This is a genomic window from Streptomyces sp. 3MP-14 (genome assembly GCF_006334905.2).
Taxonomy (GTDB): Bacteria; Actinomycetota; Actinomycetes; order Streptomycetales; family Streptomycetaceae; genus Streptomyces; species Streptomyces triticirhizae.
On the sequence record NZ_VDLZ02000004.1, the window covers coordinates 322,965 to 345,387 of the forward strand.

The following is a 22,423-nucleotide window of genomic DNA, read 5'->3' on the forward strand; positions in this document are numbered from 1 at the left end:
AAACCCGCCTCCGACCCACGTTACCGGAGGCCGCCCTGGCTGGGCTCCCCGATGTCAGTCCAGGTCGATACGGTGGGCGCCGCCCGGGCCGACCGAATCATCCCCCTCGTCACGATTGCCCCGCCGCTGCCCCGCGTCGTCGGCCGAGGCGCCGCCGGAGGCGTCCCCCGGGCCCTCGCCCGGGCCCCGGTTTCCGGAACTTCCCGCGCCCCGTGACCGGTTGGCGCCCTCGTTCTCGCGCCCGCCCTCGGCCCCGCGCGCGGCGTCGGTCCCCTCACCGCCGCCGGGCTCCTCCCCGCCGCCGGGCTCCTCCCCGCCGCCGGGCTCCTCCCCGCCGTCGGGCCTGGACCAGCGCCCCTCCTGGCCGAGCACGGCGGACCGGTAGGCGGCGAGCAACTCCTGGCCGGCGGAGGCGAGATGCTGGATCGCGTCGGCGTTGCGCTCGATCATCGGGTCGATGGCGGCCCTGGCCTGGTTCGCCAACGGCTTGGCCAGCAGGCCGACCTGGGGCAGCCGGGAGCCCAACTCGCCCAGCCGGCCGGTCAACGCGTCCGCCAGCCGGCGCAACTCCTCGGTGGGGTCCGACCGTTCGGGGCCGTAGGCCGCGCGGCGGCGCTCCCGCTCGGCGGCCAGGTCCTCGGCGCAGGCGGCGGCCCAGGGGTCGGCGTCGTCGGCCGGCCCGGCCGCGCCGGGCGCGGGCTCGTTCATCTGCGCCGGCTCGTTCTCCTGCGGCTCGGATGCGTCGCCCATCGCGACCTCCTGGTGCTGGGCGCCCGGGGCCGGGCGCGCGGGTGAGCGTCCCCTTCGACGTTACCCGACCGGCTCGGCCCCCCGGTCGTCCCCGGCCGACCGCTGGCGCGGCCAGCGCTCGGGGTCGGGGGCGAACCGCACCGCCAGCTCGCCGTGGGCGAAGGCGGCGCCGGCCACCACACAGCGGCGCGGCGCCGAGGGCAGCGCCAGCACCCGGCGGAACGGGCCGGTGGTGACGACGAGTTCGTCCCCGCGCCGCACCAGGTCGAGGCGCTGCTTGACGGCGCCGGGCAGCGGTATCCGCCAGACCAGCAGGCCCTCATCGGCCAGCCGGTCCTCCAACACCGGTATCGGGCGGGCGACTTCACCGCCGGCCGGCGGGGGCGTGAGCCGGGCCAGGGTCGCGGCGTCCGGGTCGGGGCCCAGGTGCGGCAGCCGCCTGGGCGGCTCGGCCCGCCCCACGGCCTCGGCGAACTCCGCTATCAGCGCGTCCTGTCGGGCGGCCAGCGCGATCACCAGGCGGTCGGGGGAACGGCGCGGCACCAGCCGGTTGGCCAGCACCTCCTCCACGCCGACGCCGTGCAGCGCGAGCCCGGCGTGCGCGGCGCGCAGCAGCGCGAGGGAGCGCGCGGTGGGCTCGAAGACCAGCCGGACCGCGACCCCGGGGTCGGCCAGCAGCCCCTCGACCTCGGCGAGCGTCGCGTCCCAGTCGGCCGCCGCGTCCAACAGCGCCTCGGCCGGCAGCGGAACGTTCGCCAGCTGCGCGATCAGCGGGCGCAGCGCCCGCGCCGCCCGCCGCTCCTGCGGCAGCAGCCGCCGCAGATAGCGGCGCAGCTGCCCGGGCAGGGCCAGCAGCCGCACCGCGTCGGCGGCCGGCGGCAGGTCGACGACCACCAGCGGCCAGCGCTCCTCGGCGTGCGCGGCGCGCAGCGCGGCCAGCGTCGCCAGCTGCTCGGCGCCCGGCAGCTCGGTCAGCTCGTCCTCCTCCAGGGTGGCCGAGCCCAGCGTGGCCAGCGCCGAACGGGCCCGGCGCTGCGCGCCCAGCACGGCGGCCCGGAACGGCGCCCCCTGGTCGATCCGCCGCACCCACAGCCCGGGCGCGACCTCGACGGGCGCCTCGCCGGCCAGGGCCTCGGGGTCGACGCCCAGCAGCGCGCCGAGCCGGTCGGCCGGCTCGGCGCTCAGCAGCAGCGTCAGCCGCCCCGAGCGGGCGGCGGCCCAGGCCGTCGCGGCGGCCGCCGTGCTGACCCCGTCCCCGCCGGGGCCGGTGACCAGCAGCGTGCGCGGGGCGGCGCTCACCCGTCGGATGCCTGGTCGGCGCCGCTCTCCACCCGGCTCTTGAGGCCGGCCAGGGCGCGGTCGATGATGACCTTCTCCGCCTTGCGCTTGATGCTGCCGAGCATCGGGATCTTCACGTCCACGGTCAGCTGGTAGGTGACCTCGGTCCGCCGGCCGGCGGCCACCGGCACCAGCCGGTAGGAGCCGTCCAGCGCCCGCAGCATCCGGGACTTCACCAGCGACCAGCTCACCTCGTTCGCGTCCGGCCACTGGTAGGCCAGGGTGTGCTCGTCCTTGATCGCCCCGGCGTCCAACAACAGCCGCACCTGCTCGGCTCTGCCGCGCTCGTCCCTGGCCAGCACCTCGGCCTCCTTGACCTCCCCGGTCCACTCCGGGTAACGGTCGAAGTCCGTGATCACCGCCATGACCTCGGCCGGAGTGGCCTCGATGGTGATGCTCGACCTGGTGTGTTCGGCCATCGGTCTGGCTCCTCGCGCTTATCTCCCGGTGCCGTCCCGGGGAAGGCTACCGCGCGCCACCCCCGCCCCACGGCCCGGTGGACCGTCCCCCCTCATCCGCCGCCGGCTACCGGGGAGTACGCTGCGCAGGGGGCGGGGCGAACACTCCCAAAGAGGAGTGCAAGCGAGGTAATCCGCCGCAGGGCGGACGTACCGGACCGCCGGGCCGCCGCCGGGCGGCCCGGCGCGGTGAACCAGCGGAAGCGAAGAGGAGTAACGGTGCGCGAGTTCAGCCTGCCGGCGCGGTACACCGTGCCGACCGAGGGCGGACTGCCGAAGCTGCTGGCGGCCAACGCGGCCCGCCACCCCCACACGGCGGTGATCGCCCGCCAGCGGGGCGGCACCTGGGAGGACCTGACCGCCACCGAGTTCCTCGCCGACGTCGAGTCCGTGGCCAGGGGCCTGCTGCGCTCGGGCGTCCAGCCCGGCGACCGGGTCGGGCTGCTCTCCCGCACCCGCTACGAGTGGACGCTGTTCGACTTCGCCATCTGGACCGTGGGCGCGGTGACCGTTCCCGTCTACGAGAGCAGCTCGCCCGAGCAGATCGCCTGGAACCTGGGCGACTCCGGCGCCATCGCCGTCGTCGTCGAGACCTCGGCGCAGCTGGCGGTCGTGGAGTCGCTGCGGGAACGCCTGCCGCGGCTCACCCGGCGCTGGTGCGTCGAACCGGACTCGGGCCCGGGGGCCGTCGCCCTGCTGACGGCGGCCGGCGCGCCCATCAGCGACCAGCGGCTCGCGGCGGCCACCGCCACCGTCACCCCGGACTCCCCCGCCACCATCGTCTACACCTCGGGCACCACCGGCCGGCCCAGGGGCTGTGTGCTCAGCCACCGCGCGTTCCTCGCGACCTGCGGCAACGTGGTCGCCGCGCTCGGGCCGCTGTTCCGCACCGGGGAGTCGTCGGTGCTGCTGTTCCTGCCGCTGGCCCATGTCTTCGCCAGGATGGTGCAGGTAGCGGCGCTGCTGGCGCCGATCAGGCTGGGCCTGGTGCCCAGCGTCGCCCAACTCACCGACGACCTGGCCTCGTTCCGCCCCACCATCGTGCTGGGCGTGCCCCGCGTCTTCGAGAAGGTGTACAACTCGGCCCGCGCCACCGCCGCTTCGGGCGGCCGGGGCAAGATCTTCGACCGGGCCGCCGAGACCGCCGCCGCCTACAGCCGCGCCCAGGACACCCCGGGCGGGCCCGGGCTCGGCCTGCGGCTGCGACACCGCGTCTTCGACCGGCTAGTCTACCGGAAGCTGCGCGCCGTGCTCGGCGGCCGGGCCACCCACGCGATCTCCGGCGGCGCGCCGCTGGGCGAACGCCTCGGGCACTTCTACCGGGGCATCGGCTTCACCGTGCTGGAGGGCTACGGGCTGACCGAGTCCTGCGCGCCGACCTCGTTCAACCCCTGGGACGCGCCCCGGATCGGCACCGTCGGCCGGCCGCTGCCCGGCACCACGATCCGGATCGCCGAGGACGACGAGATCCTGCTGCGCGGCGAGCACCTGTTCACCGAGTACTGGAACGACCCGGCCGCCACGGCCGAGGTGCTGCGGGACGGCTGGTTCCACACCGGCGACCTGGGCCGGCTGGACGAGGCCGGCTATCTGACGGTCACCGGGCGCTCCAAGGAGATCCTGGTGACCGCCGGCGGCAAGAACGTCGCCCCCGCCGTGCTGGAGGACCGGATCAGGGCGCACGCGCTGGTCGCCGAGTGCATGGTGGTCGGCGAGGGCCGCCCGTTCGTCGGGGCGCTGCTCACCGTGGACGACGACTTCCTGCCGCGCTGGGCCGAGGAACAGAGCCTGACCGGCCTGGACCGCGCCGAACTCCTCGACCACCCGGCCCTGTTGGCGGCCCTGGACGAGGCGGTGCGGCAGGCCAACGAGGCCGTCTCCCGCGCCGAGTCGGTCCGCGCGTTCCGCGTGCTGCCCGGGCACTTCACGGAGGAGTCGGGCCATCTGACCCCGTCGCTGAAGCTGAAGCGGCACGTGGTGGCGAAGGACTTCGCCACCGAGATCGACGCGCTCTACGGGACCTGACCGCTCAGGCAGGGCCTGTTCGGGGCAGGGCCGGCCGGCAGCGGGCGAGTTCGGCGACGGGCCGGTCGCCCGTCAACTCCTCGGCCAGCAGGCGCGCCACGGTCGGCGCCAGAGTCACGCCCGGGTGCAGCACCGCCACCCACAGGGCGCGGTCCGGCGTCACCGGCCCCACGATCGGCCCGTTCGCCGGCAGGGGCCGGTTCCCTACCCGGTCGTCCAGGACGACGGCCTCCCCGGCGCCCCGGAACAGCCCACGCAGCGCCTCCCGCGCGTCCCGCCCCGGCGGCAACGTCAGCCGCAGCGTGCCGTCGCCCGCCTCCCGCACCTCGCAGCCGGGCGCCGCGACGACCGTCCTGACCAGCCCGGCCGGCGCCGCCATCCGCACCCCACGGGCCGGCGAGCCGACGACCGGCAACGCGACGCCCAACGGCCGGCACAGCCGCACGACCTCCGTGCCGGCCGCGAGCACGACCCGCGCCGCGCGGTGCGCACCGGCCGACGACCGCACGCCGACGACGCGCCCGTTCGCCGTCTCAAGTCCCGTGACCCGCACCCCCGTTCGCACCTCGGCGCCCCGCGCGCTGGCCGCCGCCACCAGCGCCTCCGCCACGGCCGTCGGGTCGACGCCCGCGTCGCTCGGGGTGTGCACGGCCCGCTCGGGCGGCTCCCGAAGCGCGGGCTCCATGGCGGCGATCTCGCCCCGCCCGACCAGGAACCGCCCCTCCCCCAGCGCCCCGTCCAGCCCCGACGCCTCGTCCCACGCCAGCGAGCCGCACCAGCGCACGTCAACGCCGGCCACCTCGCCGGCCAGCCGCCGGTAGTCCGCCAGCACGAACTCCCGCAACTCCCGCGCCCCGCCCGGCCAGTGCCCGCCCGAGCCGCCGATCCATCCGAACGAGGCGCCGGTCACCCCGCGCCCCGGCGACGCCTCCACGTCCAGCACCGTCACCTCGACCCCGCGCGCCGCCAGCTCCCACGCCACCGCGGCGCCGACGATCCCCGCACCCACGACCACGACAGCCGCCACGTTGCCTCCTCGCGTCCGGACGCCGGGCGCCCGGACGGTGACGGTACCTCCGAACGGTTCAGGACGTGGTCTCGGGACCGTAGGCGCCGAAGCTCGGCTCGCCGGTCACCTCGTAGACCTGGGCGGTGACCCCGCTCGGCGTCGTCTCGCTGCTCACCAGCCGCAGCCCGGCCGGGACTCCGCTCTCCGGGAAGAGCCGCCGGCCGGCGCCCACCACCACCGGTGCGATCATCAGCCGCACCTCGTCGACCAGCCCGGCGGCCAGCAGCGAGGCGCCCAGCCGGGCACTCCCGTGAATCTGCAACTCCCGCCCGGGCCGCGCCCGCACCTCGGCGACCCGGGCGGCCACATCGCCCGAGAGGATCGTGGTCGGCTCCCAGCCGGCGCCGGTCAGGGTGTTGGTGGCGACATACTTCGGCAGGTGGTTGAGCCTGCTGGCCACCGGGTCGTCGGGATCGTCCATCGCCGGCCAGTCCCGCGCGAAGTTCTCGTAGGTGCGCCGCCCGAACAGGAATGCGTCCACCTCGTCGAGCCAGCCGGTCACGATCCGCAGGAACGCGTCGTCCAGATGCGGAACGAGCCACCCTCCCCGCGTGAACCCACCGCTGGTGTCCTCGTCCGGCGCCCCCGGCCCCTGCGCGACCCCGTCCAGCGAAAGAAACTCCTGAAGAACCACCCTCACGACGATGCTCCCTACCTCACCCCCGGAGCGCCCACCGCCCCGGCGAAGGATGTCGACTCCCCCACCGTCCCCAACTCATCGCCGGCCCCCACCGGCTCGCAAGCCATCCCGCCGAAGGCAACCCTGCCGGCCCGGCGACCAGTTGGCCCCAAAGCCCCCGCCAAAGACGAACCCCGCGCGACGAACGCAACACCCCCACCACAGAGGCCCACGCCCCACCCCCGCCGGAAGCGAAACGCCGCCAAGGAACGCCCCCAACGCCGGCCGCAGGCCAACCCCGCCGAAGGCGAACCCCGCGCGCCCAGCGCAGCACCCCACCCGGGCCGAACGCGAACCCCGCCGCACCTCACCGGCCCGCCGGAAGCGAACTCCGCGCGACGACGCAACGCCTCACCCACGGAGGACACACCCCCACCCCGCCAAGGAACGCCCCCAACGCCGGCCGCAGGCCAACCCCGCCGAAGGCGAACCCCGCGCGCCCAGCGCAACACCCCCACCACCGTGGGCGCACCCCCACCCCGCCGGAGGCGAGCCCCGCCGGAGGCGACCCCCGCCGGAGGCGGCCCGGCGGCCGGCCCCCAGGGCCGGCCGCCGTCCGGTCACGTCAACAGCGTCTTGAGCCGTTCCGACAACATGTCCCAGCCCCACTTCTCCTCGACCCACTCCCGCCCCCGCGTGCCCATCCTGCGGCGCAGTTCCGGGTCGCGGAGCAGCGTGACGATGCGTTCGGCGGTCTCCCGGGGGGCGGTGGGCCCCCCGCCGCGCACCACCCAGCCCGTCTCGCCGTCGAGCACCGCGTCCGGCGCGCCGCCGGAGTCGCCGGCGATCACGGGGAGTCCGGTGGCCGAGGCCTCCAGGTACACCATCCCCAGGCCCTCGACGTCCAGCCCCCGGTGCCGGGTGCGGCACGGCATCGCGAAGACGTCGCCGATGCCGAAGTGCGCGGGCAGTTGTGCCCATGACACCTCACCAAGAAAGCGCACCGACCGCTGGAGCCCCATGCGTTGCACCAGCCGCTCCAGATCCGAGCGGTACGCCCCGCCGCCCACGATCGCCAGCACGGCGTCGGGCTCGGCGGCCAACACCGCCGGCATGGCGCGGATCAGCGTGTCCTGCCCCTTGCGGGCGACCAGTCGGGAGACGCAGACCACCACCGGCCGGTCGGCCAGGCCCAGGCTGGCGCGCAGCCGCCGCCCGCCGGAGTCGGGGTGGAAGAGCTTGTGGTCGACGCCCGGGGTGAGTTGGGTCATCCGGGAGGCGGCCGACGGCGTCAGCGCGGCCGCGATCCGGCTCCTGGTGTACTCGCCGAGGTAGGTGATCACATCGGTGTTCTCGCCGATGCGGCGCACCACCTGGCGCGTGACCGGCATCCCCGCCCAACCGGCCTCGTGTCCGTGGCTGGTGGCCACCAGCCGCTCGGCGCCCGCGGCGCGCAGCGTCGGGGCCATCAGCCCGAGCGGCGCGGCGGCGCCGAACCACACGGCCGTGCATCCGTGTTCCCGCAGCAGCTCGGCGGCCTTGCGGGTGGTGGCTCTGGTGGGCAGCAGCGACGCCGTCCTGTCCCGGAAGACCGGGTAGGGCTGCTCGGCGTCGAACTCGGTGGTGGCCTCGACGGCTTCGGCGTCCCGCCGCCAGCTGGAGGCGTACACCACCACCTGGCCCGGGTCCATCCGCAGCGCCATGCTGTGCAGGAACGCCTGGATACCGCCCGGGCGGGGCGGGAAGTCGTTGGTCACGATCAACGTCTTTCGCATCACCCGAACATTACCGACCTCAGGTCAGGGTCGTACCACCGAGGAGACCGGCATCATCCCGACCGGGTCATACCGCACGGAAGCTCCGGTATAGGGGGCGTGCACCACTTGTCCGTCTCCGGCGTAGAGGCCCACATGGCTGGCGTCCGCCCGGTAGACCACGATGTCGCCGGGCTGTGCCTGGTCGAGCGGGACCCGCCGCCCGGCGCCCGCCTGCGCCTGGGAGGTGCGGGGCAGGGAGACGCCGGCCTTGGCGTAGGCCCACTGCACGAGGCCCGAGCAGTCGAACGCGTCGGGCCCGGCCTGCCCCCAGCCGTAGGGCCGCCCCAACGCGCCCTGGGCGGCGGCCAGCGCGACGCCGGCCCGGCCGGAGGCCGCGACCGGCGCCGGCGGTTCGGGGGCGGCCTGGCCCTCGGCCCCGGAGCCGGACCCGGCGGCCCCGCCGGCGTCGGCGCGTTCGGCGCGCTCCGCGTCGCGCGCGGCCCGGCGGTCCTCGCGCCGCTCCCGCTCGGTGAGTTCGTCGAGCCGTTCCCTCGCCTCGGCCAGCCGCTCCTCGGCGGCCTCCTTGCGGCGGGCCAACTCGGCGCGTTCCTCGGTCAGTTCGTCGAGCCGGGCGTCGGCCTCGTCGCGGCGCTGGGTCAGGTCGCGCTGGGCGCTGAGCAGTTCGCGCAGTTCGCCGCTGCGGCGGTCGCTCATCCGCTCGTAGGACGCGGCCCGGTCAAGGTAGGCGTCCGGGCTGTCGGAGAGCAGCAGGGACAGCGAGGGGGACAGGCCGCCGGCGCGGTAGTGCGCGGCGGCGGCCGCGCCGAGGGTGCGGCGCTTCTCGTCGACCTCGCGCTCCGTGCGGTCCACCTGCTCGCGCCGGCGGTCGAGTTCGGCCTCCAGCGTGGCGACCCGTTCCACGGAGCCGTTGTAGGCGTCCACGGCGCGGTCTGCCTCGGCGAAGAGCCGGTCGACCTGCCGGGTGGCCTCGGCGGTCTCGTCGCCCCGCCCCGCCGGGTCGGCGCAGACGGGAACGGCGGAGATCACCGCCACGGCCGTCGCCGCCGCCGACCAGGCGGACAGCCGCAACACCAGACCGCCGCGCCGCGACGGAAGGAAAGCATCATGAACGATCACTGCGAGCCGCGCTCCTTCGGTGGGGACCCGAGCGCAGCAGAATGTAGCCGCGTGGCGACCGAAGTCATGGCAGGGCAACACCGCGCGGCCCGGCCCCGGATGCCGGGTTCGCAGGTCACGCGGGGCGCGCGGGAAAACGGTTCGCCCAGCGAATCACCTGGTTGGTCCAGTTGGCGCGGCGCCCGTTCAGTGGGCGTGCGGGGCCCCGGAGTTAGGCCCGGGGAGCGCCGGCGGAGGTGGCGCGGCAGGCGGCCGGTCAGGCCACCCTGGTGCCGAACTGGAAGGGCATGATGTCGAGGCTGGCGTACTCCACGACGCCGCCGGGTCTGGGCGCGTGCACCATCTGGCCGTTGCCCACGTAGATGCCCACATGGGTCAGCTCGGGATAGAAGAACACCAGGTCGCCGGGGGCGAGTTCGCTGCGGGCGACGCGGGTGCCGGCGTTGGCCTGGGCCTGGGAGACGCGCGGCAGGGAGACGCCGGCCTGGTTGTAGGCCCAGGAGGTCAGCCCGGAGCAGTCGAAGGAGTTGGGTCCCGTGGCGGCCCAGACGTAGGGCGAGCCCAGCTTGGAGGTCGCTGCGTTGACGGCGGTCTGGGCGTAGGAGGAGGACGAACCGTCGGAGTAGTCGCGGTCGTCGGAGCGGCTGGCGCGGGCGGCCTCCTCGGCCTCGGCGGCCTCGGCCGCCGCGATCTCCTGCCGCTCCTCCTCGGTGAGCTGGTTGAGCAGGGCCTGGGCCTCGCTCAACTTGCCCTGGATGGTCTCCTTCTGCTCGCCGAGGGTGCTGCGGACCTCCTCCAGCTCGGCCAGCCGCTCGCCGGCCTCCTCGCGCTGCTGGTCGAGGGTGCGCTGCTGCTCCTGGATGAGGCGCAGCGCCTCGGCCTGCTTGGAGGAGAGCTGGTCCAGCGCGGACGCCTGGTCCAGGAAGTCGTCGGGGTCAGACGAGAGGAAAAGCTGCATGGACGGGTCGAGCCCGCCGTTGCGGTACTGCGCCGTCGCCATCGAACCCATGCTGTTGCGCAGCTCGTTGAGGCGCTCCTGGCCCCGGGCGGTGGAGTCCTGGAGCTCGGCGATCTCGTCCTGGAGCTCCTGCTCGCGCTCCTGGGCCCCGTTGTACTCCTCGGTGATCTCCTCGGCCTCGTGGTGCAGCTCGTCGACCTCCTCGCGGACGTCGTCGATGCTCTGGCCGGGGTCGGCCGAGGCGGAGGTGGCGGTGACGCCGACGGTGGCGGCGGCGGAGGCGGCCGCGCCGAGGATGGTCAGTCGAGCACGGCTTGGCTGCTTGGGACGACGGTGGGACGCCACTGGGGCGAGCTCCTTCTTCCTCAGCCGCCTGCCGGGTGGGCTGGTTTCACCCCGGCTCCGCGAGACTGCCGCGGACTAGGCGGTACCTCCACGGTCACCCGGGCTGGGTGATCTACCGCGCGAAGGTTCGAGGTGACCCTAGCGAGGTCTCTTTGTCCGGTTCAAATCCTGCCGGCCATATTTTACTTACCTCACACCGACCGCTGTCGGTCCCCCACATTCCGTGGCCCACAAACACGCGGCAACGCCCACCAAGGGGACGAACCGGCGCAACGGCACTTCCGCCCCGCAGCGCCACGAAACGTCCGGGCGGCACAGAACGCCCGACGCCGCCGGAACGGTCAACTCGCCGTCGTTCTCCGTCTCCTGGGGTACCCGTTCGGGCGCCGCCGCAACCAGCCCGTTCGGCCGGGCGGTCAACCTCAGGTGCGGGCCAGGCGGTTGAGCAGCAGCCGGGAGGCCACCGGCCAGGCGCCGGAGCGCGCGATGCCGTCGGCCACCTCGCGGTCGCTGGAGACCACCACCACCGGACGGCCTGCCGGCTCGGCCCGCACCAGCTGGCGGATCAGCTCGTCGGCCGTCTCGCCCGGCGGGCTGAACAGCACCCGCACCCCGCGCGGCGGCGTCAGCAGCACCGGCGCCGCCAGCTCGGCGCCGTCGAAGACGCAGGTCATCTCGGCGCCGGTCTGCGCCGCCAACACCGCGAGCCCGCGCATCAGTCGGGCCCGCTGCCGCTCCAACGGCATCGTCGGATAGCCGGTCTTGGTCACGTTGTAGCCGTCCACCACCAGATGGGCCTGCGGCAGGGCCAACAGCTGGTCGAGCACCGCCGGGTCGTCGCCGTCCAGCGCGCGCCGCGCGATGTCGGCAGGACCCGGCTCGCCGGGCCGCACCGCCGCCACCGTCTGCGCGGGCAGCTGGCCCTGCCGCGCCGGCGGCAGGGCCAACTCCCGGCGCAGCCCCTGGGCCGCGTCCAACACCGTGTCCAACAGCAGCCGCAGCCGGGTGTCCTCGATGCCCCGGTCCTCACGGACCGAGCGGCGGCTGGCCTCAAGCGCCGCCTCGGCCCGCTCCAGCCGGCCGCGCAGCCGCCGCGCCTCGCTCTCCCCCGCCGCCCTGACGGCGTCCGCCGCCGCCCGCGCCTCGTCCAGCTCGGCGCGCAGCTTGCGCACCGCCGCCTCGCCGCGCCGCACGTCGGCCAGCGCGCTGCGCAGCTTGCGGTGCTGCGCGTCGCTCTCCTTGCGGCTGGCCTCCAACTCCGCGCGCAGCCGCTCCTGCTCGTCCCGCGACGCCTCCCGCAGCCGCGCCAACTCCTCGCGCAGCTCCCGCAGTTCGCGTTCCCGCTCCTGGCCGGCGCGCTCCTCCTGGGCGCGCTGCGCCTCCTCGCCGGCCGCGGCGACCAGCTTGGCCCAGCCCGGCGGGCGCAGCAGGAACGCGGCGGCCGCCACCTCGACGGGGTCGGCCGCCGGGGGCGGGGTGCCGCGTTCCACCGCCTCGGCCAGCTCGGGCGACGCGGCGCGCAGCACGGAGCCCACCCGGTGCCGGAAGAAGGTGTCGGACTCCAGCGCGGCGGCCATCGCGGAGCCGCCGAACTTCACCCGACGGGGTGGGGTGAACCGGGCATACTGCCGCAACGTGCTCGGCAACTCGGCCAGCGTCAGCCCGTCGAACGCCTCCCCGGCGAGCTGGATCACGCGGCCTCTGACCCGTTCGGGCAGCGGGCGGTCCAGGGCCTCGGCCGGCTCCGTCGCCTCAGGCTCGGCCCGCCCCGTCGCCTCCTCACCGTCCGTGGGTTCCACAGCTGCACACCATCCGTCGGTCCGAGCGGCGGCCGGTCGGCCGGCACTCCCCGTCACTGCGTATCTCCGTCACACTCGGCTTCACCCTACGGCCTGGTACGCGCCACGTCTGCTGGCCCAGGCCGGCGGGGCCGCCGATGTCGGCCGGCCCGCGACCGGCCCGGCCCGTTGCCCGGAGGCTATGGTGTGGCCTGTGTAGGCGACCACCGATTCCGGAAATGAGGCGCAGCCGTGATCACTTCGATCGTGCTCATCAAGACCAGCGTGGACCGCGTCCCGGAGGTCGCGGAGCAGATCGCGGCCCTGGACGGGGTGAGCGAGGTGTACTCGGTGACCGGGCCGCACGACCTGATCGCCCTGGTCCGGGTGCGCGAGCACGACCAGCTCGCCGAGGTCATCCCGGCGCGGCTGAGCAAGATCCCCGGCGTGGAGTCCACCGAGACGCACATCGCCTTCCGCACTTACTCGCAGCACGACCTGGAGGCCGCGTTCGCCATCGGCCTGGACTCCTAGGCCGGCGCCCCGGCACCCCGGCCCCGGGCCGCCGCGCGGTGGCGGCCCGGGGCAACGCCACGCTCAGCGACGGGTGGTGGCGATCCAGCGCTCCAGCGCCGCCCGCGCCGCGCCCGAGTCGATGGACTCGGCGGCGCGCGCCATGCCGGCCGCGATCCGCTGCGGCAGCGGCGCGTCGTCCGGCTCGATGGCGGCCAGCCCGGCCGCCGCGTTGAGCAGCACCGCGTCCCGCACCGGCCCCTGCTCGCCGTCCAACAGCCGCCGCGCCACCGCCGCGTTGGCGGCCGCGTCGCCGCCGCGCAGCGACTCGACGGGGGCCAGCTCGACGCCCACCGAGCGCGGGTCGAAGGACTCCTCGGCCACCTTCCCGTTCCGCACCACCCACACCGTGGAGGTGCCGGTGACGGTCAGCTCGTCCAGCCCGTCGTCGCCCCGGAACACCAGCGCCGAGCTGCCCCGTTCAGCCAGCACCCCGGCGAGGATCGGCGCCATCCTGGCATCGGCGACGCCGGTCGCCTGCGCCCGCACCCGGGCCGGATTGGTCAGCGGGCCGAGGAAGTTGAAGAACGTCGCGACGCCCAACTCCTTGCGCGCCGCACCCGCGTGGCGCAGCGCCGGGTGGAAGAGGACGGCCGGACAGTAGGTGATCCCGGCCTCCACCGCGACCTCGGCCACCCGCTGCGGGGTGAGGTCGAGGTTGACGCCCAGCTGCTCCAGCACGTCGGTGGCGCCGCTGGCGCTGGAGGCGGCCCGGTTGCCGTGCTTGACGACCCGCACCCCGGTGCCGGCCACCACGATCGCGGACATGGTGGAGATGTTGACGGTCCGCGCCCGGTCGCCGCCGGTGCCGACGATGTCCACGGCGGGGCCCGGCACCTCGATCACGTTGGCGTGCCGGTACATCGTCTCGACCAGCCCCGCGACCTCCTCGACGGTCTCGCCCTTGGCGCGCAGCGCCACCGCGAAGCCCGCGATCCGCACGTCGCTGGCCTCGCCCGACATGATCCGCTCCATGGCCCAGGCGGTGTCCTCGCCGGACAGGTCCCGGCCGGCCAGCAGGGTGCTCAGCACCTCCGGCCAGTCGCGCGCCGCCCCGGTGTCGCCTCCGGCGGGGGTCACAACGCTCATGGGAATCACTCCTGGCGAATCAGCGGTACGGACTTCGGTCCCGCGGCCGGCCGGGCGTCGCCGTCTCACGGAACGGGCACGGCCGCGTGGCACCGAAGCCTAGCGGCGGCCGGCGCGGGCCGGGGCGCGGTGTTCGGTCTCCGGACGGCCGTTCCCAGCGGACGGCGGCGCGCGAACGGGCCGTGGCCCCACCGTCCCGCTGGAACGGTGGGGCCACGGCCCGTTGATCCGGCTTCCCGCCGGCCCGACGTCAGTGGTGCTCGTCGTGGCTCTCGGCGATGGCCCGGTACTCCTCGCGGGTCGGCTTGGGGATCTGCGCCTGCTCGCCGAAGTACGCCTTGCTCATCCGCGCCCGCACCCGCTCCACCGGGCTGACCGGACGCCGCACACCGTTCTCGTCGGTGGCCGGGCCCAGTTCGAGCGGCTGGCGCTGCTCGTGCGCGGTGAGCGTGTAGAGCCGGTCCTGCGGCAGCGGCTCGTGCACCTCGATGAACTCGCCGTGCGGCAGCCGCTTGATGATCCCGGACTCCCGCCCGTGCAGCACCTTGTCCGCGTCCCTGCGCTGGAGTCCCAGACACACCCGGCGGGTCGCGAAGAAGACGAGCACCGGCAGGACGAAGAACGCGATCCGGCAGAACCAGGTGATGGCGTTGATGGAGAGGTGGAAGTTCACCGCCCACACGTCGTTGCCGCCGGCCAGCATCGCGACCGCGAACGCGGTCAGCCAGGCCATGCCGAACGCGGTCCTGGTCGGGTTGTTCCGTGGCCGCTCCGCGATGTGGTGCTCGCGCGGGTCCTTGGTGACCCAGGCCTCGAAGAACGGGTAGACCGCGATGGCCACCAGCAGCGTCGGGAAGATCGCCAGCGGCACCAACAGCCCGAAGTTGAGCGTGTATCCGCCGGGGATCACCCATTCGAAGCCCGGCATCATCCGGACCAGTCCCTCGGAGAAGCCCAGATACCAGTCGGGTTGCGCGTTGGTGGAGATCTGGTCCGGTCGATAGGGGCCGAGCACCCAGACCGGGTTGATCGTCACCGTCGCCGCGATCAGGGTGATCACGCCGAAGATCAGGAAGAAGAAGCCGCCCGCCTTCGCCATGTACACCGGCATGAACGGCATCCCGACCACGTTGTTGTTGGTCCGGCCGGGACCCGCGTAGTGGGTGTGCTTGTGGTACACGATCAGGATCAGGTGCGCCACCACGAGGCCCACCATGATGCCCGGCAGCAGCAGCACGTGCACCACGAAGAACCTGGGGATGATGTCGTGCCCGGGGAACTCGCCGCCGAAGATGGACATCTGGAGGTAGGTGCCGAGCACCGGCACCGCCAGGATCGCGCCCTCCATGAACCGGATGCCGGTGCCGGAGAGCAGGTCGTCGGGGAGCGAGTAGCCGGTCAGACCGGTGAACAGCGCCAGCACCAGCAGCAGGAAGCCGAAGATCCAGTTGACCTCGCGCGGCTTGCGGAAGGCGCCGGTGAAGAACACCCGCATCATGTGCATGAAGATGCCGACCACGAACAGCAGCGCCGCCCAGTGGTGGATCTGACGGACCAGCAGGCCGCCGCGCACGTCGAAGCTGATGTCCAGCGTCGAGGCGTACGCCTCGGACATCATCACGCCCTGCATCGGCCCGAACGAGCCGGTGTACTCCACCTCGCCCATGCTGGGCACGAAGAACAGCGTCAGATAGACGCCGGTCAGGATGACGATGATGAAGCTGAACAGGCAGATCTCGCCGAGCAGGAACGACCAGTGGTCGGGGAAGATCTTCCGCATGTTGGCCTTGGCCAGGCCGTAGATGCCCAGCCGGCCGTCGGCCCAGTCGGCGACCTTCTCGCCGGCCGGGGCCTTGCCCTTCGCGGTGCTCTTCCGGGGTTCCGTTGCCGTACTCATCCGCGCTCCCAGAAGCTCGGGCCGGGGGGCTCCTCGAAGTCGCCGAGCGCCGTGAGGAAGCCTTCGTCGTTCACCGTGATCTTCAGCTGCGGCAGGGGGTGCCCGGCCGGGCCGAAGAGCACCCGCGCGCCGTCCGACAGGTCGAAGGTGGACTGGTGACAGGGGCACAGCGCGTGGTGGGTCTGCTGCTCGTAGAGCGTCGCCGGGCAGCCGACGTGGGTGCAGATCTTGGAGAAGCAGAGGATGCCCTCGTGCCCCCACGCCGCCGAGCGCGGGTCCTTGATGTCCTCCGGCTCCAGCCGGACCAGCATCACGGCGGCCTTGGCGATCTGCGCGTGGAAGTCCTCGTCGTGGTGGTCGAGGTCGCTGGGCATCGCCTGGGTCAGCGAGCCGACCGTGATGTCCTCGGGCCGCAGCGGCTGGCCGGTGTTCTCGTTGACGATCAACGAGCCCTCGCGCCAGGCGGTCTTGCGCAGCTTGTCGCCGGGCATCGGGCCGAGGTCGCGCAGCAGCACCAGGCCGGAGAGCGGCACCAGGGCCAGCGCGCCGATCATCGTGTTCCGCACCAGCTTGCGCCGGCCGATCTGCGACTCCTCGGCGCCCTTGCGGAACTCCGCCAGCACATGGGACTTGACCTCGGGGGTCGCCGCCACCGCGTGCCGTTCCTCGACGCGCTCCTCGTCCGACATCAGGGTGCGGGCCCAGTGGATGGCGCCGGCGCCGATGCAGAAGAGGGCGACGCCCAGCGTCGTGCCCAACGCGAAGTTCAGCGCGCTGATGTGGCCGATCGGGAAGATGTAGACGATCTCGTCGATCGGGATGGCCAGATAGGCGACGATGAAGCCGATGGTCGCCAGCATGGAGACGGTGAACAGGAGGGCGACCGTGCGCTCGGAGCGCTTGGCGGCACGCTCGTCGATGTCCTGCCGCCGATGTTCGTGCGGGGGCAGCCCCGGGTCGGCGAACGGGTCGTCCAACACGGCCAGTTCACCCGAGCGCCGCTCACCGGGGAGGTGATCGTCGGACACGTCTTTTCGCGGTTCCGTTTCTTGGGATGCGGAGGAGTTGTGGTGGTCGCTCATGACTTCCTGGCCTTAGCGCTCCTGGCCCCGATCCACACGGTCAGCGCGACCAGGGCGCCGATGCCGAAGGTCCAGGCGAACAGGCCCTCGCTCACCGGGCCGAAGCCGCCGAGCGTGAAGCCGCCGGGGTTGGCCGACTCCGAGGTGTTGACCTCGTTGAGCCACGCGATGATGTCCCGCTTCTCCTGCTCCGGCAGCACCGTGTCGGGGAAGGAGGGCATGTTCTGCGGGCCCGTCAGCATCGCCTCGTAGATGTAGATCGGCTCCACGTTGTCCAGCCCGGGCGCGTACTTCCCGTTCGTCAGGGCGCCGCCCTGGCCGGTGAAGTTGTGGCACTGGGAGCAGTTCATGCGGAACAGCTCGCCACCCCGGGCCGCGTTGCCCTCGGCGGGGTCGTAGGCCGACGCCTCGGGAACGGCCGGGCCGGGGCCCAACGAGCCGATGTAGGCGGCGAGTTGGTCGATCTCGGCCTGGGTGTACGCCCGGGGCTTCTCCGGCGCCTGGGCGCCGGGGTTCTGGAGGGGCATCCGGCCGGTGCCGACCTGGAAGTGCACGGCCGCCGGCCCCACGCCCACCAGGCTGGGGCCGTCGCTGCCGCCCTCACCTGACCTGCCGTGGCAGCTGGAGCAGCCGACCCGGTAGAGCGCCTCGCCCTCCTCGATGGCGAGGGACTGGGCCGTGGTGTCGGCCTGCGCCTCGTCGGCGGGCGCGAAGGCGGCGTACAGCCCCCCGGTGGCCGCCAGCGCGATGAGGAGGACGACAAACACCGCCAGTGGATGGCGCCGTCGTGCGGAGAGCTTTTTCACGGATTACCCCGGTGTCAGGATCTTCTGCGTCGGTGCTTGGGACAAAGGTCCGGTGCGGCGTGAGCTACTTGATGAGGTAGATGGTGGCGAAGAGGCCGATCCACACGACGTCAACGAAGTGCCAGTAGTACGACACGACGATGGCCGTGGTGGCCTGTTCGTGGGTGAAGCGGCGGGCGGCGTAGGTCCTGGCGAGGACGAACAGGAAGGCGAACAGCCCGCCCAGCACGTGGAGGCCGTGGAAGCCGGTGGTCAGGTAGAACGCCGAGCCGTAGGGGCCGGAGGCGAGGGAGATGCCCTCGTGCGCCACCAACTCGACGTACTCGGTGACCTGACCGCCGATGAAGATCGCGCCCATCGCGAAGGTGACCACGAACCAGCCGCGCAGCCTCTTCACATCACCCCGCTCGGCCGCGAACACGCCGAGCTGGCACGTCACCGAGGAGAGCACCAGGATCGTCGTGTTGGTCAGCGAGAAGGGCAGGTTGAGCGTGTCCGCGTTCTCCTGCCAGTACTCGGGGCCCATCACCGAACGAAGGGTGAAGTACATCGCGAAGAGGGCCGCGAAGAACATCAGCTCGGAACTCAGCCAGATGACCGTCCCCACGGAGGTGACGTTCGGCCGGTTGACCGACGGGATCGCGTGCCCGGTGTCTACTGCTGTTGCTGTCGCCACGCCCGTCATTATGTCGGTCGCTTTTCCGGGGCTTGTCTCGGGGGTGGGGTTCGGTGTGTCCACGACCCTCGCCCGGCGGCCCCACGGGCGCCCGACCCGCGCCCCCTGCCTGCGGCCCGGCCCGACGGAGTAGCATCACCGCGCAACGGACAACCCCCAGCGGGCGGAGGAACGATGCAGCGCAGCGCCACGGTGCTGGTCTACAGCGACGACGTCAACACCCGGGAGCAGGTGCGGCTCGCGGCCGGCACGCGCCCGGCCAGTGACCTGCCCGCCATCGAGTATCTGGAGTGCGCGACCCTGCCGGCCGTGCTGTCCGCGTTGGAGAACGGGGGCGTCGACGTCTGCGTGCTGGACGGGGAGGCGGTGCCCGCCGGCGGGATGGGCGTCTGCCGGCAGATCAAGGACGAGATCTTCGAGTGCCCGCCGGTGCTGCTGCTGATCGGGCGGGCGCAGGACGCCTGGCTGGCCACCTGGAGCCGTGCCGAGGCCGCGGTGCCGCACCCGGTCGACCCGGCCGAGCTGACCGAGGCCCTGACGGGGCTGTTGCGCCAGCGGCTGTCCTCGGCCGCCGCCTGAGCCACCGGCTGGGCGGCCTGGGGCCGGTTGCCCGGGGCCGGCGACGGGCGCCGCGCGCGGGCGTCAGACGCTCGGACGCAGCCGGCCCGCCGTCGGCTGGGCGTGGTCGTCGCCCTGCTGCTGGTGCAGGGCGCTGCCCTCCAGCCACTCCTCCCAGGAGAGGTTCCAGTCGCCGAAGCCGTTGCCGAACGGGGCCATGTCCTCGCCCTCGCCGTTGACGTGCTCCACGATGTCGCCCGGCTTGATCAGGTCGAAGAACCACTGGGCGTTCTCCGTGCTCATGCCGGTGCAGCCGTGGCTGACGTTGGCCGAGCCGTGCGAGGCGGCCGACCAGGGCGCGCCGTGGACGTACTCGCCGCTCCAGGTGAGCCGGGTGGCCCACTGGACGTCCAGGTCGTAGGACTCGGCGCTGCCGGCGGGGATGCCGATGCTGGTGCCGGTCATCCGCACGTTGGGCTCCCGGCCGAGCACCACCTTCTTGCCGTTGCGGGTGCGGAAGCCCTCCTTGCCGGTGGTGATGGGCACCGTGCGCACCGCCTCGCCGTCCTGGTAGACGGTCATGGTGTGGGCCTGGATGTCGGCCACCGCCTCCACCCGCTCCCCGGTGCGCAGTTCCACGGGATCGGCGCCGCCGCCGCGCAGTCCGTCGGCTATGGCGAGGCCCTCCAGCTGGGAGCTGACGGAGATCCTGGTGTCGGACGGCCAGTAGTCGCGCGGCCGGTAGTGCAGCTCCTTGTCGTCGACCCAGTGCCAGGCGCCCTTCACCTCGGGCTCGCTGGAGACCTGCAACGCGGCCTCCACCAGGGCCCGTTCGCGCGCCCCGGTCACCTCCTCGCTCAGCTCGGCGGTGATGGGCTGAGCGACGCCGTAGGTGCCCGGCTCGGGGCCGAACGTCACGTCGACGCGGTCCGCCTCCGACGAGCCGGTGCGGAAGCTGTGCTCGCCCCGGCCCGGCTCGCCGTCGCCGTTCTCCGTGCTCACCCGAACGGTGTACTTGGCGCCGGCGGTCAGCAGGGCGCTGCTGCGCCAGGAGCGGCCGTCGGCGGCGAGTTCACCGTCGAGGCGGCGGCCAGCCGCGTCGGTGGCCACGACGTCGGTGATGCGGGCGCCGGCCGCGCGGGCGGAGATCTTCAGCGGGGCGTCGGGATTGACCTCGGCGCCTTCGGCGGCGCCGCCGAAGGAAAGGTGTTCGAGGGCGTCATAGGGCTGGTCGCTCAGTGACCTGGCGTCACCACCGCACGCGGTGAGGCCGGCCAGCAGCGGGGCGAGTATCAGCGTGCACCGGAGGGTGGTCCGCGTGGGGAGGATCTTCGAGTAGGTCATAGCCACAAAATACGGAGAATGCCCCGAAACAGCCCGGCGGTCGCCGGCAAACGGGTGGGCCCCCGGAGCGCGCGCTCCGGGGGCCCGGTCCGACCGTTCGGACGAGGGTCACTGCGTCTGGTTCTCGCCCCGGTAGTACTCGAAGACCCACAGCCACAGCCCGATGAACATCACCGGGATGGTGAAGATGAGGAACCACCAGCCGAAGACCGGGCCGAGGAAGGCCAGCGCGGCGCCGGCGCCCAGCAGCAGCGGGGCCCAGCTGTGCGGGCTGAAGAAGCCGACCTCGCCCGCGTCGTCGGCGACGTCCGCGTCCTTGTTGTCCTGGGCGCCGACGTCCACCCGGCGGGCCGTGAAGATCAGGTAGAACCCGATCATCGCGGAGAGGGCGAACGACAGGAACAGCGCCGTGGTGCCCACCGGCTCCTGGGACCAGAGGCCGTAGACGGCGGCCACGGCCAGCAGGAAGACGGCGAGCCAGGTGAAGAGGTGTCCCTGAATCCTCATGCGCCGGCCTCCTTGCCGGTGAGCGCCTCGGCCTCGTGGCGGGCCTCGTTCTCCAGCTGGTCGAGCGCGGCGACCTCGGGGTGGTGCAGGTCGAACGCCGGCGACTCGGAGCGGATCTTGGGCAGGGTGACGAAGTTGTGCCTCGGCGGCGGCGAGGAGGTCGCCCACTCCAGCGAACGCCCGTAGCCCCAGGGGTCGTCGGTGTTGACGTACTCGCCGTACTTCCACGTCTTCCAGACGTTGTAGAAGAACGGCAGCATCGACATGCCCAGCAGGAACGAGCTGATGGTGGAGATGGTGTTGAGCGTGGTGAACCCGTCGGCCGCCAGGTAGTCGGCGTACCGCCGGGGCATTCCCTCGGCGCCCAGCCAGTGCTGCACCAGGAAGGTGCCGTGGAAGCCGATGAACAGCGTCCAGAAGGTGATCTTGCCGAGCCGCTCGTCGAGCATCTTCCCGGTCCACTTGGGCCACCAGAAGTGGAAGCCGGCGAACATCGCGAAGACGACGGTGCCGAAGACCACGTAGTGGAAGTGGGCCACCACGAAGTAGGTGTCGGAGACGTGGAAGTCCAGCGGCGGCGAGGCCAGGATGACGCCCGTCAGACCGCCGAAGAGGAAGGTGACGAGGAAGCCGACCGACCACAGCATCGGGGTCTCGAAGCTGAGCGAGCCCTTCCACATGGTGCCGATCCAGTTGAAGAACTTCACGCCCGTCGGCACCGCGATCAGGAACGTCATGAAGGAGAAGAACGGCAGCAGCACCGCTCCTGTGACGTACATGTGGTGCGCCCAGACCGTCACCGACAGGCCGGCGATGGTGATGGTCGCGGCCACCAGGCCGATGTAGCCGAAGATCGGCTTGCGGCTGAAGACCGGGATGATCTCCGAGACGATGCCGAAGAACGGCAGCGCGATGATGTACACCTCGGGGTGGCCGAAGAACCAGAAGAGGTGTTGCCACAGGATGGCGCCGCCGTTGGCCGCGTCGAAGATGTGCGCGTCGAAGAGCCGGTCGGCCGCCAGTCCGAAGAGCGCCGCCGCGAGCACCGGGAAGGCCAGCAGCACCAGCACGCCGGTGAGCAGCACGTTCCAGGTGAAGATCGGCATCCGGAACATGGTCATGCCCGGGGCGCGCATACAGATGATGGTGGTGATGAAGTTGACCGCGCCCAGGATGGTGCCGAAGCCGGAGAGCGCCAGGCCCATCACCCACATGTCGGCGCCGACTCCGGGGCTCCGGATGGCGTCGGAGAGCGGCGAGTAGGCGAACCAGCCGAAGCTGGCGGCGCCGTTGGGCGTGAAGAAGCCGCCGACCGCGATCAGGCCGCCGAACAGGTAGAGCCAGTAGGCCAGCATGTTCAGCCGGGGGAACGCCACGTCGGGCGCGCCGATCTGGAGCGGCATGATCCAGTTGGCGAAGCCGGCGAAGAGCGGGGTCGCGAAGAGCAGCAGCATCACCGTGCCGTGCATGGTGAACAGCTGGTTGAACTGCTCGTTGGAGACGACCTGCGTGCCCGGCCTGGCCAGCTCCGCCCGCATGATGAGGGCCATCACGCCGGCGGCGATGAAGAAGATGAAGGACGTCAGCAGGTACATCGTGCCGATGGTCTTGTGGTCGGTGGTGGTGAGCCACTTCACGACCATGGCACCGCGCTGCG

At 72.9% G+C, this 22,423-nt stretch carries 20 protein-coding genes; 3 read left to right on the forward strand and 17 right to left on the reverse strand.

Features of this window, described 5'->3' with window-relative positions:
* Positions 1–54: 54 nt before the first annotated feature.
* The 3 genes from FH609_RS08200 to FH609_RS08210 are packed head-to-tail and all read right to left on the reverse strand — an operon-like array spanning position 55 to position 2,507.
* Positions 55–750, reverse strand: a complete 696-nt coding sequence (locus tag FH609_RS08200; RefSeq protein WP_139666414.1) for a DUF5304 family protein — start codon at positions 748–750, stop codon at positions 55–57.
* Positions 751–810: 60 nt separating this feature from the next.
* Positions 811–2,049, reverse strand: coding sequence for an ArsA family ATPase (locus tag FH609_RS08205; protein ID WP_139666413.1), 1,239 nt, complete (start codon positions 2,047–2,049; stop codon positions 811–813).
* Positions 2,046–2,507, reverse strand: coding sequence for an SRPBCC family protein (locus FH609_RS08210; RefSeq protein WP_139666412.1), 462 nt, complete (start codon positions 2,505–2,507; stop codon positions 2,046–2,048). The genes FH609_RS08205 and FH609_RS08210 overlap by 4 nt, the downstream gene beginning before the upstream one ends.
* 258 nt (positions 2,508–2,765) lie before the next feature.
* On the opposite strand from FH609_RS08210, the gene FH609_RS08215 reads away from it, so the two are divergent.
* Positions 2,766–4,571 carry an AMP-dependent synthetase/ligase gene (locus FH609_RS08215; RefSeq protein ID WP_139666411.1) on the forward strand — a complete coding sequence of 602 codons (1,806 nt, stop codon included), beginning with the start codon at positions 2,766–2,768 and terminating at the stop codon, positions 4,569–4,571.
* 4 nt (positions 4,572–4,575) lie between these two features.
* Here FH609_RS08215 and FH609_RS08220 read toward each other — a convergent pair whose 3' ends face one another.
* From FH609_RS08220 to FH609_RS08245, 6 genes are all read right to left on the reverse strand, one after another.
* On the reverse strand, positions 4,576–5,598 hold the full coding sequence (locus FH609_RS08220; protein ID WP_139666410.1) for an NAD(P)/FAD-dependent oxidoreductase: 1,023 nt from the start codon (positions 5,596–5,598) through the stop codon (positions 4,576–4,578).
* 58 nt (positions 5,599–5,656) lie between these two features.
* Positions 5,657–6,280 carry a dihydrofolate reductase family protein gene (locus FH609_RS08225; RefSeq protein WP_139666409.1) on the reverse strand — a complete coding sequence of 208 codons (624 nt, stop codon included), beginning with the start codon at positions 6,278–6,280 and terminating at the stop codon, positions 5,657–5,659.
* A gap of 599 nt (positions 6,281–6,879) precedes the next feature.
* Positions 6,880–8,034, reverse strand: a complete 1,155-nt coding sequence (locus tag FH609_RS08230; RefSeq protein WP_139666408.1) for a glycosyltransferase family 4 protein — start codon at positions 8,032–8,034, stop codon at positions 6,880–6,882.
* Positions 8,035–8,058: 24 nt separating this feature from the next.
* Positions 8,059–9,153, reverse strand: coding sequence for an NlpC/P60 family protein (locus tag FH609_RS08235; RefSeq protein WP_226961489.1), 1,095 nt, complete (start codon positions 9,151–9,153; stop codon positions 8,059–8,061).
* A gap of 256 nt (positions 9,154–9,409) precedes the next feature.
* Entirely contained in the window at positions 9,410–10,456 is a 1,047-nt protein-coding gene (locus FH609_RS08240; RefSeq protein ID WP_139666407.1) for a C40 family peptidase, read from the reverse strand.
* Positions 10,457–10,878: 422 nt separating this feature from the next.
* Entirely contained in the window at positions 10,879–12,255 is a 1,377-nt protein-coding gene (locus FH609_RS08245; protein ID WP_139666406.1) for an NYN domain-containing protein, read from the reverse strand.
* A gap of 231 nt (positions 12,256–12,486) precedes the next feature.
* Between FH609_RS08245 and FH609_RS08250 the strand changes: the two genes are divergently transcribed.
* A complete protein-coding gene (locus FH609_RS08250) occupies positions 12,487–12,768 on the forward strand; it encodes an Lrp/AsnC family transcriptional regulator (RefSeq protein WP_139666405.1) in 282 nt (93 codons plus the stop codon).
* A 63-nt stretch (positions 12,769–12,831) separates the two neighbouring features.
* Here the strand turns inward: FH609_RS08250 and trpD are convergent, their stop codons facing one another.
* The 5 genes from trpD to FH609_RS08275 form a co-directional block, all read right to left on the reverse strand.
* Complete coding sequence (gene trpD / locus FH609_RS08255; protein WP_139666404.1) at positions 12,832–13,896, reverse strand: anthranilate phosphoribosyltransferase; 1,065 nt, start codon at positions 13,894–13,896, stop codon at positions 12,832–12,834.
* A gap of 250 nt (positions 13,897–14,146) precedes the next feature.
* Complete coding sequence (locus tag FH609_RS08260) at positions 14,147–15,793, reverse strand: cytochrome b (protein WP_139666403.1); 1,647 nt, start codon at positions 15,791–15,793, stop codon at positions 14,147–14,149.
* Positions 15,790–16,875 carry a ubiquinol-cytochrome c reductase iron-sulfur subunit gene (locus tag FH609_RS08265; RefSeq protein WP_139666402.1) on the reverse strand — a complete coding sequence of 362 codons (1,086 nt, stop codon included), beginning with the start codon at positions 16,873–16,875 and terminating at the stop codon, positions 15,790–15,792. The genes FH609_RS08260 and FH609_RS08265 overlap by 4 nt, the downstream gene beginning before the upstream one ends.
* Positions 16,872–17,681 carry a c-type cytochrome gene (locus FH609_RS08270; RefSeq protein ID WP_139666401.1) on the reverse strand — a complete coding sequence of 270 codons (810 nt, stop codon included), beginning with the start codon at positions 17,679–17,681 and terminating at the stop codon, positions 16,872–16,874. The genes FH609_RS08265 and FH609_RS08270 overlap by 4 nt, the downstream gene beginning before the upstream one ends.
* A gap of 64 nt (positions 17,682–17,745) precedes the next feature.
* Positions 17,746–18,366: a heme-copper oxidase subunit III gene (locus FH609_RS08275; RefSeq protein ID WP_122183788.1), complete on the reverse strand. Its 621-nt coding sequence runs from the start codon at positions 18,364–18,366 to the stop codon at positions 17,746–17,748.
* Between the two features lie 165 nt (positions 18,367–18,531).
* Between FH609_RS08275 and FH609_RS08280 the strand changes: the two genes are divergently transcribed.
* Positions 18,532–18,936, forward strand: a complete 405-nt coding sequence (locus FH609_RS08280; protein WP_122183787.1) for a response regulator transcription factor — start codon at positions 18,532–18,534, stop codon at positions 18,934–18,936.
* A gap of 63 nt (positions 18,937–18,999) precedes the next feature.
* Here FH609_RS08280 and FH609_RS08285 read toward each other — a convergent pair whose 3' ends face one another.
* From FH609_RS08285 to ctaD, 3 genes are all read right to left on the reverse strand, one after another.
* Positions 19,000–20,259: a L,D-transpeptidase gene (locus FH609_RS08285; RefSeq protein ID WP_139666400.1), complete on the reverse strand. Its 1,260-nt coding sequence runs from the start codon at positions 20,257–20,259 to the stop codon at positions 19,000–19,002.
* A gap of 108 nt (positions 20,260–20,367) precedes the next feature.
* Entirely contained in the window at positions 20,368–20,766 is a 399-nt protein-coding gene (locus tag FH609_RS08290) for a cytochrome c oxidase subunit 4 (protein ID WP_139666399.1), read from the reverse strand.
* Entirely contained in the window at positions 20,763–22,409 is a 1,647-nt protein-coding gene (gene ctaD, locus FH609_RS08295) for a cytochrome c oxidase subunit I (RefSeq protein ID WP_226961490.1), read from the reverse strand. Before ctaD ends, FH609_RS08290 begins: the two co-directional genes overlap by 4 nt.
* Between the last annotated feature and the right edge of the window lie 14 nt (positions 22,410–22,423).